Genomic DNA, 15,073 nt, shown 5'->3' on the forward strand with positions numbered 1-15,073 from the left:
GCTCCCAAGGCCGCCGCCCCGGCGCCGGCCGCGGCCGCCGCGACCGCCGGCCCCGAGCTGATCCAGCTGCGCGGCCCGGCGAAGGCCGTCGCCACCAACATGGACGCCTCGCTGGAGGTGCCGACCGCGACCTCGGTCCGCGCCGTGCCGGCGAAGCTGTTGATCGACAACCGCATCGTCATCAACAACCACCTGCAGCGCGCCCGCGGCGGCAAGGTCTCGTTCACCCACCTGATCGGCTACGCCCTGGTCCAGGCCATCAAGGCCGCCCCGGGCATGAACTACAGCTACAAGGTGGAGAACGGCAAGGCCTTCCTGGTCAAGCCGGAGCACGTCAACCTCGGTCTGGCCATCGACCTGGTCAAGCCGAACGGCGACCGCCAGCTGGTCGTCGCGGCCATCAAGAAGGCCGAGACGCTCGACTTCTTCGGCTTCTGGCAGGCCTACGAGGACATCGTCCGCCGGGCCCGCGCCAACAAGCTGACCATGGACGACTTCACCGGCGTCACGGTCTCGCTGACCAACCCCGGCGGCATCGGCACCGTGCACTCCGTGCCGCGCCTGATGCAGAACCAGGGCACCATCGTCGGCGTCGGCGCCATGGAGTACCCGGCCGAGTTCCAGGGCTCCGCCCCGGAGACCCTGTCCCGCCTGGGCGTCTCCAAGATCATGACGCTGACCTCGACCTACGACCACCGCGTCATCCAGGGCGCGGCGTCCGGCGAGTTCCTGCGCGAGATCCACCGCCTGCTGCTCGGCGAGAACGGCTTCTACGACGAGATCTTCGAGTCGCTGCGGATCCCGTACGAGCCGGTCCGCTGGGCGACCGACGTCGCCACCACCCACGACGACGAGGTCAACAAGACCGCCCGCGTCATGGAGCTGATCCACTCCTACCGGGTCCGCGGCCACCTGATGGCCGACACCGACCCGCTGGAGTACAAGCAGCGCAAGCACCCCGACCTGGACGTCACCACCCACGGCCTCACCCTGTGGGACCTGGAGCGCGAGTTCGCGGTCGGCGGTTTCGGCAGCCAGAAGATGATGAAGCTCCGCGACATCCTCGGCCTGCTGCGCAACACCTACTGCCGCACCGTCGGCATCGAGTACATGCACATCCAGGACCCGAAGCAGCGCAAGTGGCTGCAGGAGCGCCTGGAGAAGCCGTACGCGAAGCCCGAGCGCGAGGAGCAGCTGCGGATCCTGCGCCGGCTGAACTCTGCGGAGGCCTTCGAGACCTTCCTGCAGACCAAGTACGTCGGGCAGAAGCGCTTCTCGCTGGAGGGCGGTGAGTCGCTGATCGCGCTGCTGGACGCGACCATCGACGCCGCCGCCGAGCACCGCCTCGACGAGGCCGTCATCGGCATGGCCCACCGCGGCCGCCTGAACGTGCTCGCCAACATCGTCGGCAAGCCGTACGGCAAGATCTTCGGCGAGTTCGAGGGCAACCTCGACCCGAAGTCGATGCACGGCTCCGGTGACGTCAAGTACCACCTGGGCTCCGAGGGCACCTTCACCGGCCTGGACGGCGAGACCATCAAGGTCTCGCTCGCCGCGAACCCCTCCCACCTGGAGACGGTCGACCCGGTCGTCGAGGGCATCGCCCGCGCCAAGCAGGACATCCTGGACCAGGGCGGCACCACCTTCCCGGTGCTGCCGATCCAGATCCACGGCGACGCGGCCTTCGCCGGCCAGGGCGTCGTCGCGGAGACCCTGAACATGTCGCAGCTGCGCGGCTACCGCACCGGCGGCACCGTGCACGTCGTGGTGAACAACCAGGTCGGCTTCACCGCCGCCCCGGCGTCCTCGCGCTCCTCGATGTACTGCACCGACGTGGCGCGCATGATCGAGGCCCCGATCTTCCACGTGAACGGCGACGACCCGGAGGCCGTGGTCCGCGTCGCGCGGCTCGCCTTCGAGTTCCGCCAGGAGTTCCACAAGGACGTGGTGATCGACCTCATCTGCTACCGCCGCCGCGGTCACAACGAGGCCGACAACCCGTCGTTCACCCAGCCGCTGATGTACGACCTGATCGACAAGAAGCGCTCGGTGCGCAAGCTGTACACCGAGGGCCTGATCGGTCGCGGCGACATCACCATGGAAGAGGCGGAGCAGGCGCTCCAGGACTTCCAGGGCCAGCTGGAGAAGGTCTTCGCCGAGGTCCGCGACGCGGCCCAGGCGCCGGCCGACACCACCACGGGCAAGCCGGTCGCCGACTTCCCGGTCTCCATCCAGACCGGCATCTCCCAGGAGATGGTCAAGCGGATCGCCGCCTCCCAGGTCAACCACCCGGACTGGCTGACCGTCCACCCGCGCCTGCTGCCGCAGCTCCAGCGCCGCGCCGGCTCCGTCGAGGACAACACCATCGACTGGGCGATGGGCGAGACCCTCGCCATCGGCTCGCTGCTCATGGAGGGCCACCCGGTCCGCCTGGCCGGCCAGGACAGCCGCCGCGGCACCTTCGGCCAGCGGCACGCCGTCCTGATCGACCGCAAGACCGGCGAGGACTACACCCCGCTGCAGTACCTCACCGAGGACCAGGCCCGCTACACCGTCTACGACAGCCTGCTGTCGGAGTACGCGGCCATGGGCTTCGAGTACGGCTACTCGCTGACCCGCCCGAACGCGCTGGTCATGTGGGAGGCGCAGTTCGGCGACTTCGTCAACGGCGCGCAGACCGTGGTGGACGAGTACATCGCCTCCGCCGAGCAGAAGTGGGGCCAGCACTCCGGCGTCACCCTGCTGCTGCCGCACGGCTACGAGGGCCAGGGCCCGGACCACTCGTCCGCCCGCCCGGAGCGCTTCCTCCAGCTGTGCGCGCAGAACAACATGACGGTCGCCATGCCGACCCTGCCGTCGAACTACTTCCACCTGCTGCGCTGGCAGGCGCACAACCCGCACCACAAGCCGCTGGTCGTCTTCACCCCGAAGTCGATGCTGCGTCTGAAGGCCGCGGCGAGTGCGACCGAGGAGTTCCTGTCCGGCTCGTTCCGCCCGGTCATCGGCGACTCCACCGTCGACCCGGCGCAGGTCCGCAAGGTGGTCATCACCGCCGGCAAGTTCTACTACGACCTGGCGGCCGCCCGCACCGAGCGCGGCGTCACCGACACCGCGATCGTCCGGGTCGAGCGGCTCTACCCGCTGCCGGTGGCCGAGCTCCAGGAGGAGCTGGCCCGCTACGGCGACAACGTCCAGTTCGTCTGGGCGCAGGAGGAGCCGGCCAACCAGGGCGCCTGGCCGTTCATCGCGATGAACCTGGTGGACCACCTCCAGGTCGTCATCGGCCGCACCGGCGGCGACGCCCGGCTGCGCCGGGTCGCCCGCACGGCGGCCTCGTCCCCGGCGGTCGGCTCGGCCAAGCGGCACGCCGCCGAGCAGCAGGCACTGGTCGAGGAGGTCTTCGCGCTCTGACGCGCCGAAGCCCCGCGGTCCGAAACGCCCGTGGCCCCGTCCTCCCCTTCGGGAGGGCGGGGCCACGGGCGTTGGTGCCCGCCGCCCGTTCGGTTCCAGCTCTGCAACCAATCCGGAACCGCCGTGCGCGGACTCCTGACGGATCGATAGGTTATGGCTCGCCGTCCGGCGACCGGGCGCCCGTCCACGCGCCCCGGCCGCCGAGGCCGTACCGCCTCACCGCTCTCCCAGGGGGATCACCGCATGACCGCCGACACGCCTCGGGACGCCGGAAAGCTTCCTCCGGTCTTCCAGCCGCTCCTCCCGGACGACCCCCGGGAGGTCGGCGGCTACCGGCTGTTCGCCCGGCTGGGCGCCGGCGGCATGGGCCGGGTCTACCTCTCCTACACCCCGGGCGGGCGCCCGGTGGCACTCAAGGTGGTGCGCCCGGAGTTCGCCGAGGACGGCGAGTTCCGCCGCCGCTTCGCCCAGGAGGTCAGCAGCGCCCAGCGCATCCACGGGCTCTACACCGCGCAGGTGATCGACTCCGGCGGCCTGGACGGCGACGCCCCCTGGCTGGTCACCGCGTACGTCCCGGGCCCGTCCCTGCAGCAGGTGGTGCGCGAGAACGGCGCCCTGCCGGTGCGCACCGTACTGCTGCTGATGGGCGGCATCGCCGAGGCCCTCCAGGCGATCCACAGCGTCGAGGTGGTCCACCGCGACCTCAAGCCCGCCAATGTGCTGGTCGCCGGGGACGGCCCGCGGGTGATCGACTTCGGCATCGCCCGGGCCGCCGACGCCACCGCGCTGACCGGCACCGGCTACCGGATCGGCTCCCCCGCCTTCATGTCCCCCGAGCAGGCCCAGGGCCGCCCGGTCACCCCGGCCACCGACGTCTTCGCGCTCGGCGCCCTGGCCGCGTACGTGGCCGGCGGCACCGCGCCGTTCGGCGACGGCCCGGACACCGCGGTGCTCTACCGGGTGGTGCACGAGGAGGCGGACCTCACCGCCGTCCCGGCGGACCTGCGCGAACTGATCCAGCGCTGCCTGGCGAAGTCCCCGGAGGACCGCCCCACACCCGCCGAGATCATCCAGGTCGCCCGCAACCACCCGGAGGTCGGCGGCCAGCTGCGGTTCGGCGACGACTGGCTGCCGCGCGAGGTCAGCACCGAGATCACCCGCCGCTCGGACCTCCCCAGGACCCCGCCGACCCCGCTGCCGGCCGCGCCCGCCACCCCGCCGACCCCGCTGCCAGCGATGCCGGCCGTTCCCCCGCCGCCCGCCGGCGCGCCGACCCACCCGGCCACCGCGGCCCACCCGCCGCAGCAGCCGGCGACGCCCCCGTCCGGCTTCGCGCCGCCGCCGGTCGGCTCGTACGGCGCCCCGCAGCCGCCCACCGAGTCGCCGACCGCACCGGTGCTGCCCACCCCGCCGACCGTCGGGTTCCACCGGCCGGAGCCGGCGTCCCACGACACCCCGCCGCCCGGCCCGGCGGTGACCGCCGCCCCGGCGCCCGCGCCCGCCCCGGAACCCGCGCCCGCGCCCGCGCGCAAGGGCGGGGTGTCCTGGAAGGTGCTGCTCACCGTCGCCCTGGTGATGGCGGCCGGCGGCACCGCGGGCGGTGTGGTGCTGATGAAGAAGCTGGACGACGGCAAGGGGTCGGCGGCCGGGCCGGCCCCCGAGGTCACCGTCACCAGGACCTCCGACCCGCTGCCGCCCGCGACCACCCCGGCGGCCCCCCAGAGCCAGAAGCCGAGCGCGGCCCCGACCACCCCCGCGCCCACGCCCACGCAGCCGTCCGCCTCCACGGCATCCGGGACCCCGCTGCCCGGCGGCGCCTACGTCGCGGTCTACACCGACCGGGAGCTCGGCTCGCCCGGCCACGACTACGGCTTCGAACTCGCGGCCGGCAAGGTGGGCCCGTCCGGGGGCTCGGCCACCTTCATGGACCCGGACAGCTCCGGCCCCAGGGTGGACACCGACTTCGACCGGTACATCAGCCGGGACGGCTCGCTCACCCCCGAGCAGTGCTCCTCGGCCATCGACCAGAACCCCACCGCCAAGCTCACCTGGGCGGACGTCCCGCCGGGGCGGGTGTTCTGCGTGCGCAACCGCAAGGACCGCAGCGTCGCGATCGTCAAGATGATCAGCCACGAGACGGGTACCGACGCGGTCCGCATCGCGCTGAGCTACTACCGCTACAACGGCTGATCGGCGCCGGACTATCCTGACCGGGTCAATCCCCATCGGACCGGAGCGAACCGTGTACTTCACCGACCGAGGCATCGAGGAACTGGAGAACCGGCGCGGCGAGGAGGAGGTCACCCTGGGGTGGCTGGCCGAGCAGCTGCGCACGTTCGTCGACCTCAACCCGGACTTCGAGGTCCCGGTCGAGCGGCTGGCCACCTGGCTGGCGCGGCTCGACGACGAGGACGACGAGTGACCCGGTGACGGCCGCCGCGAGGCCCGGGAGGCAACCGCCTCCCGGGCCTCGCGCGTGTTCGGGCACGGAGCCCCGCCGTCCCCGTAGGGGAGGTCTCGGGGACGGATCGGGGTCGGTATCGGGGGCCGGCACGCTTGACTCTGCCAGCACGCGATATATCGTCTTTAAAAGAGAACGCGATACATCGCGATCCGCGACGGGAGGCGGCAGAGATGAGCCAGTGGACGGTCGAGGACACCGAGAGGATCACCTTCGACGAGTCGGTGCGCACGCTGCACGTGCGGACCATCGAGGGCACGGTGAACGTGGTCGCGGCCGAGGGCCCGGCCCGCCTGGAGGTCACCGAGCTGGTCGGCGACCCCCTGCACGTGACCCTGGTGGACGGCGTCCTGACGGTCACCTACAAGGACATCAACAGCTGGGGCGAGTTCGGCGACTGGCTCAAGTCGGTCGGCTCGGTGAAGAACTTCTTCGGCTCCTTCAAGCGCAAGCGGATCGCCGGCGTGACCGTGACCGTCCCGGCCGACGTCGAGGTCAAGGTCGGCACCGTGTCGGCGCACGCCACCGTCAGCGGCGTCAGCGGGCACGTCTCGGTGCAGAGCGCCAACGGCGACACCACCCTCGCCGGGGTGACCGGCCGGATCGAGGCCAGTACCGTCACCGGCGACGTGGACGCCCAGGCGGTCGGCGGCCGGCTCAAGGTCAACACCGTCTCCGGGCAGCTCACCGTGATCGCCGGCACCGCCGACCGGATCCAGGCCAACACCGTCACCGGGGCCGTCACCCTGGACCTCGACGTGGCGGGTGAGACCGACGTCAAGGTCAACACCGTCAGCGGCGCGGTCGTGGTCCGGATCCCCTCGCTGGCCGACGCCACCGTCGAGGCCGGCTCCACCAGCGGCGACGTCTCCAGCACCTTCGAGGAGCTCCAGATGAGCAGCACCTGGGGCGCCAAGAAGATCTCCGGCCGGCTCGGCGAGGGCCGCGGCAGCCTCCACGTCACCACCGTCTCCGGCGCGGTGACCGTGCTGCGCCGCCCCGACTCGGAGGAGGAGGGCCCGGTGGTGGTCAAGGAGCTCCCGGCCGGCCCCGGCACCCCGAACCTCACCAAGGAGGCCTGAGATGACCCCCGTGTTCGGCCACGGCCGGCTCCGCCTCTACCTGCTGAAGCTGCTGGACGAGGCCCCCCGGCACGGCTACGAGGTCATCCGGCTGCTGGAGGAGCGGTTCCAGGGCCTGTACGCCCCTTCGGCCGGGACGGTCTACCCGCGGCTGGCCAAGCTGGAGCAGGAGGGCCTGGTCGCCCACAGCACCGAGGGCGGCCGCAAGGTGTACCGGCTGACCGACGCCGGACGCGCCGAACTCGAAGCCCGTCAGGTCGAGTTGGAGGAGCTGGAGGTGGAGATCCACGACTCCGTGGCCCAGCTCGCCGGGGCGATCCGCGAGGACGTCCGGGACAGCGCCAAGGACCTGCGCGAGGAGCTGTGGAACGCCGCGAAGCAGGCGCCCCGGCCGGAGCGCGCCGAGGGCGGGGACCCGTGGGCCGGGCCCTGGGGGGACAACGAGTCCTGGCAGCGCGCCAAGGAGGAGTTCGCCCAGTTCAAGCAGCAGGCCAAGGAGCAGGCCAAGCGCGCCCGGGAGCAGGAGAAGGCCGCCAAGGCCAAGGCGAAGGCCGCCGAGGCGGAGGCCCGCCGGCTGCGCGAGCAGGCCAAGGCCTCCCGCACCGCCGCGCAGCAGGAGGCGCTGCGGATCAAGCGGCGGGTCGAGCAGCAGGTGCGCGAGCACGCCGCGAAGGGCGACTGGCCGACCGGGCTGGCCGAGGGCCTCTCGGAGCTGACCAAGGGCCTGGCCGGGCTGGCCGACGCGGCCCGCTGGGGCCACGGTGCGCAGGAGGAGCCCTCCGGGTCCGCCGAGCGGATCACCGTGTCCCGGATCGACCTGGACAAGGACGGGCCGGCCGCGGACGCCGCGGCCGACCTGCCGCCGTGGGCCCGCACCGACCCGGCCGGGGACCCGGCCCGCGAGCTGGAGCGGCTGCTCGACCGCTTCCGCGACCAGGTCCGCGACGCGGCCCGGGACGGCGGGGTGAGCGCGGACAAGCTGGCCGAGGCCCGTACGGTGCTGGGCGCCGCGGGCGAGCGGCTGAAGCGGCTGCTCGGCTGAGCCGGCGGTCCTGAGGGTGACGGCCCGGTGCCCCTGTTCGGGGGCGCCGGGCCGCCGCGGCGTCAGGGGGTGAGGACGATCTTCCCGAAGACGTCGCCCCCGGCCAGCCGGGCGAAGCCGTCCCGGGCCTCGGTCAGCGGCAGCACCGAGTCGATCACCGGCCGGACGCCGGTGTTGGCGCAGAACGCGAGCAGTCCGGCCAGCTCCTCCTTGGTGCCCATGGTCGAGCCGACCACCTTGAGCTCCAGGAAGAAGATCCGGTTCAGCTCGGTGGAGCTCGGGTTGGGGCCGGAGGTGGCCCCGGAGATGACCACGGTGCCGCCCGGGCGCAGCGACTTCACCGAGTGCGACCAGGTCGCGGCGCCGACCGTCTCCAGCACGGCGTCCACCCGCTCGGGCAGCCGGGCGCCGCTCTCGAAGGCCGCGTCGGCACCGAGCTCCACCGCCCGGGCGCGCTTGGCCTCGTCCCGTCCGGTGACCCAGACCCGCAGGCCGGCCGCCTTGCCGAGGACGATCAGCGCGGTCGCCACTCCGCCGCCCGCGCCCTGCACCAGGACGGTGTCCCCGGGCTTGACCCCGGCGTTGGTGAACAGCATCCGGTAGGCCGTCAGCCAGGCAGTGGGCAGGCAGGCGGCCTCTTCGAAGCTCAGCCCGGCGGGCTTGGGCAGCAGGTTCCAGGTGGGCACCGCGACCCGCTGGGCGAAGGTGCCCTGGTAGCGCTCGGTCAGGATGGAGCGCGGCTCGTCCGGGCCGACCCCGTGGCCGCTCTGGCCGATCACCGAGTGCAGGACCACCTCGTTGCCGTGCTCGTCGACGCCGGCGGCGTCGCAGCCGAGGATCATCGGCAGCTTCTCGGCGGGCAGGCCTACCCCGCGCAGCGACCACAGGTCGTGGTGGTTGAGGCTGGCGGCCCGGACCGTGACCACGCTCCACCCGGGACGGGCCTGCGGCTCGGGGAGGTCGCCCAGTTCCAGCCCGCTCAGCGGGTCGGCGGCGTCGATACGTGCGGCGTAGGCAGCGAACATGCCCCGGACGATAGCCGCGACGGCCGGGGCCGGGAACCACGCGGAGGTGTGACGCGTGTCCCGGCCCCGGGCCGTTCGGCGGATGTCCGGTCGGATCGTCAGATCCGCGCCACGCCCTCCGCCCGGGCGGCCTCGGCGACGGCCTTGGTGACCGCCGGCGCGACGCGCTCGTCGAACGGCGAGGGGATGACCTTCTGCGGCGTCAGCTCGTCGGCCACGACGCCGGCCAGCGCCTTGGCGGCGGCGAGCTTCATGCCCTCGGTGATCCGGGAGGCGCGGACCTGGAGGGCGCCCGCGAAGATGCCCGGGAAGGCCAGCACGTTGTTGATCTGGTTCGGGAAGTCGCTGCGGCCGGTGGCGACCACGGCGGCGTACTTGTGCGCGACCTCGGGGTGGATCTCCGGGGTGGGGTTGGCCATCGCGAAGACGAACGCGCCCTCGGCCATGGTCGCGACGACCTCCTCCGGCACGGTGCCGCCGGAGACGCCGATGAACACGTCGGCGCCGGCCAGCGCGTCGGCCAGCGAGCCCTTGAGGCCGGTGCGGTTGGTCCGCCCGGCGATCTCGGCCTTGACGTCGGTGAGGTCGCCGCGGCCCTCGTGGACGACGCCCTTGCGGTCGCAGACCGCCACGTCGCCGATGCCGGCCGCGACCAGCATCTTGGCGATGGCGATGCCGGCCGCGCCGGCACCGGAGATGACGGCCCGCAGCGAGCCGATCTCACGGCCGGTCACCTTGGCGGCGTTCCACAGGGCGGCGGTGGTGACGATCGCGGTGCCGTGCTGGTCGTCGTGGAAGACCGGGATGTCCAGGGCCTCCTGGAGCCGGCGCTCGATCTCGAAGCAGCGGGGCGCGGAGATGTCCTCCAGGTTGACGCCGCCGAACGAGGGCGCCAGCCGGACCACGGTCTCGACGATCTCGTCGACCCCGGTGCAGGCGAGCGCGATCGGCACCGCGTCCACGCCGCCGAACTGCTTGAACAGGATCGCCTTGCCCTCCATCACGGGCAGCGAGGCCTGCGGGCCGATGTCGCCGAGGCCCAGCACCGCGGTGCCGTCGGTGACCACCGCGACGGTGTTGGCCTTCCAGGTGTAGTCGTTGACCAGCTCCGGCTGCTCGGCGATGGCCGTGCAGACCCGGGCGACACCGGGGGTGTAGGCGAGGGACAGGTCGTCCGCGTCGCGCACCGGGACGGTCGCCCGGATCTCCATCTTGCCGCCGCGGTGGAGCGCGAAAACCGCGTCGACCGGATCGTCGGTGTCCTGGGTGCTGCTGATGATCTCCGCTGCCACGATGACCTCTTCGTCATTGATCTGGCGAGGACGCGCGGCCGACGGGCAGGACGACCCGGCCGGAAACCGGAAACCGGGTACGCCGAAGCGGACCCGGGGTCAGGGTCGGGGCGCTGCCGTCGGGCGGCGCCCTCGGATGAGGGTTTTATGGGGTCTTGTGTTGTCCGCGTTGTGCTTCCGGGCCGAGCGTAGGTCGGACGAAGGCATCGCACCTATGCCTTTTCGTCCTCGTCACGTGCGGTTCATCGCCGTGCCGTCGCGTCACAGGGCCCGGCGTCGGAAGCGCCGGGCACCGGCGGCGGCAACGGCATGAGCGCACGCGCACCCGCAGGAGTGAACGCAGATCCGAAGGGGAGTCGGCGCCCCGGATACGGAGCCGCGTGAGGACTTCCGTTCCCGGGCACCCCGAGCCTGTCGGGGCTCGTCGGTCTGGTTCGAGCGTTCGGGGGTCACCCGGTAACGAATTCTGACACACCCGCCGCCGGGCCCGGCAGGCCGGGATGGCAGGATCGCTTGTCCGCCATTTCGCGTACACCCGCGCGACACCGTGGCGGCCGCTCGTCCCTCCCACAGGAGCCTCCCTCATGCTTCACGTCCGCCATGCCCGTCGTCCGATACCGGCCGCCGCCGCCCTGGCCACCGCCGGTGCCCTGCTGCTGACCGGCTGCGGCGGCGGGCAGGCCGCCTCGGACGACCCGGTCAAGGACCTCCGCGGCAAGCTGCCGAACGCCCAGCGGACGGCCGGGGCGCTGCGGGTCGGCATGGACGTCAACTACGCCCCGGTGGAGTACCGCGGCCCGGACGGCAAGCCGGCCGGCCTCGACCCGGAGCTCGCCGCCGCCCTGGGCCGGATCCTCGACCTGCGGGTCGAGTTCGTCGACACCCCCTTCGACAAGCTGGTGCCGAACCTCCAGGCCAAGCAGTACGACGTGGCGATGTCGGCGCTCAGCGACACCCGCCAGCGCCGCGACGCCCTGGACGAGAACGGCAAGCAGACCGGCCCCGGCGTGGACTTCGTGGACTACTTCATCGCCGGCACCTCGATCGTCGTCCCGAAGGGCAACCCCAAGGGGATCAAGGGCCTGGACGACCTGTGCGGCAGGACCGTCGCGCTCCAGCAGGGCACCACCCAGGACGAGATCGTCACCCGCCAGGTGGCCGTCTGCGCCCGGGCCGGCCGCCCGCTGACCCCCCACAAGCTGGACAGCGACACCAAGGCGCTGGCCGAGGTCGCCTCCGGCGCCGCCGCGGCCGGCCTGAACGACTTCCCGGTGGCCGCCTACGCGGCGAAGACCACCGACGGCGGCGGCCGCTTCGAGGTGACCGGCGGGCAGTCCACCTCCAACCCGTACGGGATCGCGGTGCGCAAGGACGACGGGCAGCTGCGCGACGTGCTGGCCAAGGCGATCGACCAGCTGATCCGCAGCGGCGAGTACGACAAGATCCTGGCCAAGTGGAACGTGAGCGCCGGCGCGGCGCAGAACGCGGTGGTCAACGGGGGCATCTGATCCGGCGGGCGACGGGCGCCGGGTGCGGCACGGACCGGTCTGCATACGTATGCGCAGGGTGACAGGGGCGCGGAATAAGTCCGAATAGCGGACAGTGCGACCCCTCGTTATCCGATTTTGATCTGGATGAGGGCCACCTGACTGTCATCAGATGGCAGGATTCCCCCCATCTCGGATCGAGCCGGCCACTGGTCGAGGCCGTCCGGTCAACGTCCACCTCGGCGGAGGGTGGCGGAAGCAGTACCGCGTACGACCCCGGGCGGCTCCCCCCGCGCCCGGGAAACTGCACGACCCGGCCTGCACGTACGACGACGTACGGCGACACGCACCCGTACCGAGCCGCGCGGCTCGCCGGTCCGGTGCGCCGCTCCCGCGGCGCGCTCCGCCCGACCTCTCTCCCCCAGGATGGAGATCCCCCTCATGACCACCCGTACCCAGCGCAGCCGGCTCCTCGCAGCCGGTGTGGTCGCCGCGTCGGTCTCCCTCGTGCTGACCGGCTGCAGCAGCAGCAAGAGCGACGGCGGCGGCGCCCCCAACGCCTCCGCCACCGTCAACGAGGTCAAGGCCGACCCCAAGCTGGCCTCGCTCGTCCCGGAGGACGTCAAGTCCGCCGGCAAGATCGTCGTGGGCGCGGACGCCTCGTACGCCCCGGACGAGTTCAAGGACGACAGCGGCAAGATCATCGGCATGGACGTCGACCTGGCCAACGCCATCGCCGCCAAGCTCGGGCTGAAGGCCGAGGTCCAGGACTCCGGCTTCACCGCGATCATCCCCGGCATCCAGTCGAACAAGTTCCAGCTCGGCATGTCGTCCTTCACGGACAACAAGGAGCGCGAGCAGATCGTCGACATGGTCACCTACTTCAACTCCGGCAGCGCCGTCGCGGTGAAGAAGGGCAACCCGGAGAAGGTCGACCCGAAGGACCTCTGCGGCAAGAAGATCGCCGTCCAGACCGGCACCACCCAGGCCGACGAGATCAAGGACACCCGCGACCCCGACTGCGCCAAGGCCGGCAAGCCGGGCATCCCGAACGGGGGCGACAAGTTCGACCTCCAGACGGACGTCACCAACGCCGTGGTGTCCGGGCGCGACCAGGCGATGATGGCCGACTCCCAGGTGATCGACTACGCGATCAAGCAGTCCGGCGGCCAGCTGGAGAAGGTCGGCGAGACCTACGGCACGGCCCCCTACGGTGTCGCCCTGGCCAAGGGCTCCAAGCTGACCCCGGCCGTCCAGGGCGCCGTCCAGTCGCTGATCGACGACGGCACCTACAAGCAGATCCTCACTAAGTGGGGCGTCGAGGCCGGCGCCATCTCCACGTCGGCCGTCAACGGTGCCGTCAGCTGACCCTCGTACGCTCCATCTTCTCCCCCGAGGCCACACCGTGAACTCTTTGGACAAGGGGACGGCGGAGAAGGGGCGGCCTGACATCATCAAGGCCGTCCCCGTCCGCCACCCCGGACGCTGGGCGGGCGCCGTCGTCATCGCCCTGCTCGCGGCGATGCTGCTGAGCGCCCTCCTCACCAACCCCGCTTTCAAGTGGGACATCGTCGGTCAGTACCTGTTCCACGACAGCATCATGCACGGCCTGCTGGTGACGCTGGAACTGACCGTGCTCGCCATGCTCATGGGTGTGGTCGGCGGCATCATCCTCGCGGTGATGCGCCTGTCCCCGAACCCGCTGCTGGCCGGCGTCGCGTGGGTCTACATCTGGATCTTCCGCGGCACCCCGGTGCTGGTGCAGCTGGTGTTCTGGAACTTCCTCGGCCTGATCTGGGCCAAGCTGTCGATCGGCGTCCCGTGGGGGCCCGAGTTCTGGTCCGAGCAGACCAACGTGCTGATCCCGACCTTCGTCGCCGCACTGCTGGGCCTCGGCCTCAACGAGGCCGCCTACATGGCGGAGATCGTCCGCGGCGGCATCCAGTCGGTGGACGAGGGCCAGAGCGAGGCCGCGCACGCGCTCGGCATGAGCCGGTTCCAGACCATGCGCCGGATCGTCCTGCCGCAGGCCATGCGGGTGATCATCCCGCCGACCGGCAACGAGACCATCTCGATGCTCAAGACCACCTCGCTGGTCTCCGTGATCTCCCTGGAGGAGATCTTCCGGGCCGGCCAGGTCATCTACTCCCGGAACTACCAGAACATCCCGCTGCTGATCGTGGTCAGCCTCTGGTACCTGTTCTTCACCTCGGTGCTGACCATCGGCCAGTACTACATCGAGCGCCACTACGCCCGAGGCTCCAACCGCACCCTCCCGCCCACCCCGCTGCAGCGACTGCGGGGCCTGTTCGCCGGGAAGCCCGCCCCGAGGACGACCGCCGACGTCGTCCCGGGGATCGAGGGAGGTGGTCACGCATGACCGATCTGACCAAGACCCCCGCCGACGCCGCGGCCCCGGCCGAGCCCATGGTCCGCGCCGAGAACGTGCACAAGTCCTACGGCCCGGTCGAGGTGCTCAAGGGCATCGACCTGGAGGTGGCGAAGGGCGAGGTGTTCTGCCTGATCGGCCCCTCCGGCTCCGGCAAGTCGACCTTCCTGCGGTGCATCAACCACCTGGAGAAGATCAACGGCGGCCGCCTCTGGGTGGACGGCGAGCTGGTCGGCTACCAGCAGAAGGGCGACCGGCTGCACGAGCTCAAGGACCGCGAGGTCGCCCTCAAGCGGCGCGACATCGGCATGGTCTTCCAGCGCTTCAACCTGTTCCCGCACATGACCGCCGTCGAGAACGTCATGGAGGCGCCGGTCCAGGTCAAGGGCGAGAGCAGGGCCGACGCCCGCGAGCGCGGCATGGTCCTGCTGGAGCGGGTCGGCCTCGCCGACAAGGCGAAGAACTACCCCTCGCAGCTCTCCGGCGGCCAGCAGCAGCGCGTGGCGATCGCCCGCGCGCTGGCCATGAAGCCCAAGCTGATGCTCTTCGACGAGCCGACCTCCGCGCTCGACCCGGAGTTGGTCGGCGACGTCCTCGACGTCATGCGCGGCCTCGCCGAGGAGGGCATGACCATGGTGGTCGTCACCCACGAGATGGGTTTCGCCCGCGAGGTCGGCGACGCGCTGGTGTTCATGGACGGCGGTGTGGTGGTCGAGTCCGGCAACCCCCGCGAGGTGCTCACCAATCCCCAGCACGAGCGCACCAGGGCCTTCCTGTCCAAGGTGCTCTGAGCCCGTACCGTCGGGGCCCGGCCGGCGGCGGCGGGCGGGCGCCCGCGCCCGCCCCCCCCGGCCAAAAGGGCGGGGGGCCCCCCCGGGAAGAGT

Annotated in this window: 11 protein-coding genes; 9 read left to right on the plus strand and 2 right to left on the minus strand. The window is 71.7% G+C overall.

The window, feature by feature from the left end; all coding sequences use genetic code 11:
- The 5 genes from ACFVHV_RS40015 to ACFVHV_RS40035 all read left to right on the plus strand — a co-directional run.
- On the plus strand, positions 1–3,411 hold a 3,411-nt coding region (locus tag ACFVHV_RS40015), incomplete at its 5' end, for a multifunctional oxoglutarate decarboxylase/oxoglutarate dehydrogenase thiamine pyrophosphate-binding subunit/dihydrolipoyllysine-residue succinyltransferase subunit (protein WP_380358316.1).
- A 243-nt stretch (positions 3,412–3,654) separates the two neighbouring features.
- Positions 3,655–5,601 (plus strand): serine/threonine-protein kinase, encoded by a 1,947-nt coding sequence (locus ACFVHV_RS40020; protein WP_380358319.1) that lies wholly within the window; start codon positions 3,655–3,657, stop codon positions 5,599–5,601.
- Positions 5,602–5,653: 52 nt separating this feature from the next.
- The gene (locus ACFVHV_RS40025) at positions 5,654–5,833 is read left to right on the plus strand and encodes a DUF6104 family protein (RefSeq protein ID WP_049649445.1); all 180 of its coding nucleotides are present in this window, start codon (positions 5,654–5,656) and stop codon (positions 5,831–5,833) included.
- A 212-nt stretch (positions 5,834–6,045) separates the two neighbouring features.
- A complete protein-coding gene (locus ACFVHV_RS40030; RefSeq protein WP_359904481.1) occupies positions 6,046–6,954 on the plus strand; it encodes a DUF4097 family beta strand repeat-containing protein in 909 nt (302 codons plus the stop codon).
- A gap of 1 nt (position 6,955) precedes the next feature.
- On the plus strand, positions 6,956–7,996 hold the full coding sequence (locus tag ACFVHV_RS40035) for a PadR family transcriptional regulator (RefSeq protein WP_359904484.1): 1,041 nt from the start codon (positions 6,956–6,958) through the stop codon (positions 7,994–7,996).
- A 62-nt stretch (positions 7,997–8,058) separates the two neighbouring features.
- Here ACFVHV_RS40035 and ACFVHV_RS40040 read toward each other — a convergent pair whose 3' ends face one another.
- Together ACFVHV_RS40040 and ACFVHV_RS40045 are read right to left on the minus strand one after the other, a co-directional pair.
- Complete coding sequence (locus ACFVHV_RS40040) at positions 8,059–9,021, minus strand: zinc-binding dehydrogenase (RefSeq protein WP_359904486.1); 963 nt, start codon at positions 9,019–9,021, stop codon at positions 8,059–8,061.
- 98 nt (positions 9,022–9,119) lie between these two features.
- Entirely contained in the window at positions 9,120–10,313 is a 1,194-nt protein-coding gene (locus ACFVHV_RS40045) for an NADP-dependent malic enzyme (protein WP_380358323.1), read from the minus strand.
- A gap of 584 nt (positions 10,314–10,897) precedes the next feature.
- Here ACFVHV_RS40045 and ACFVHV_RS40050 point away from each other — a divergent pair.
- The 4 genes from ACFVHV_RS40050 (at position 10,898) to ACFVHV_RS40065 (ending at position 14,980) form a co-directional block, all read left to right on the plus strand.
- Positions 10,898–11,821 carry an ABC transporter substrate-binding protein gene (locus tag ACFVHV_RS40050; protein ID WP_359904492.1) on the plus strand — a complete coding sequence of 308 codons (924 nt, stop codon included), beginning with the start codon at positions 10,898–10,900 and terminating at the stop codon, positions 11,819–11,821.
- Positions 11,822–12,241: 420 nt separating this feature from the next.
- Positions 12,242–13,168 (plus strand): ABC transporter substrate-binding protein, encoded by a 927-nt coding sequence (locus ACFVHV_RS40055; RefSeq protein ID WP_359904494.1) that lies wholly within the window; start codon positions 12,242–12,244, stop codon positions 13,166–13,168.
- 37 nt (positions 13,169–13,205) lie between these two features.
- Positions 13,206–14,180, plus strand: a complete 975-nt coding sequence (locus tag ACFVHV_RS40060) for an amino acid ABC transporter permease (RefSeq protein WP_359904497.1) — start codon at positions 13,206–13,208, stop codon at positions 14,178–14,180.
- On the plus strand, positions 14,177–14,980 hold the full coding sequence (locus tag ACFVHV_RS40065; RefSeq protein ID WP_359904500.1) for an amino acid ABC transporter ATP-binding protein: 804 nt from the start codon (positions 14,177–14,179) through the stop codon (positions 14,978–14,980). Before ACFVHV_RS40060 ends, ACFVHV_RS40065 begins: the two co-directional genes overlap by 4 nt.
- Positions 14,981–15,073 lie beyond the last annotated feature (93 nt).

It is taken from the genome of Kitasatospora sp. NPDC127116, assembly GCF_042677365.1.
Lineage (GTDB): Bacteria > Actinomycetota > Actinomycetes > Streptomycetales > Streptomycetaceae > Kitasatospora > Kitasatospora lactacystinica.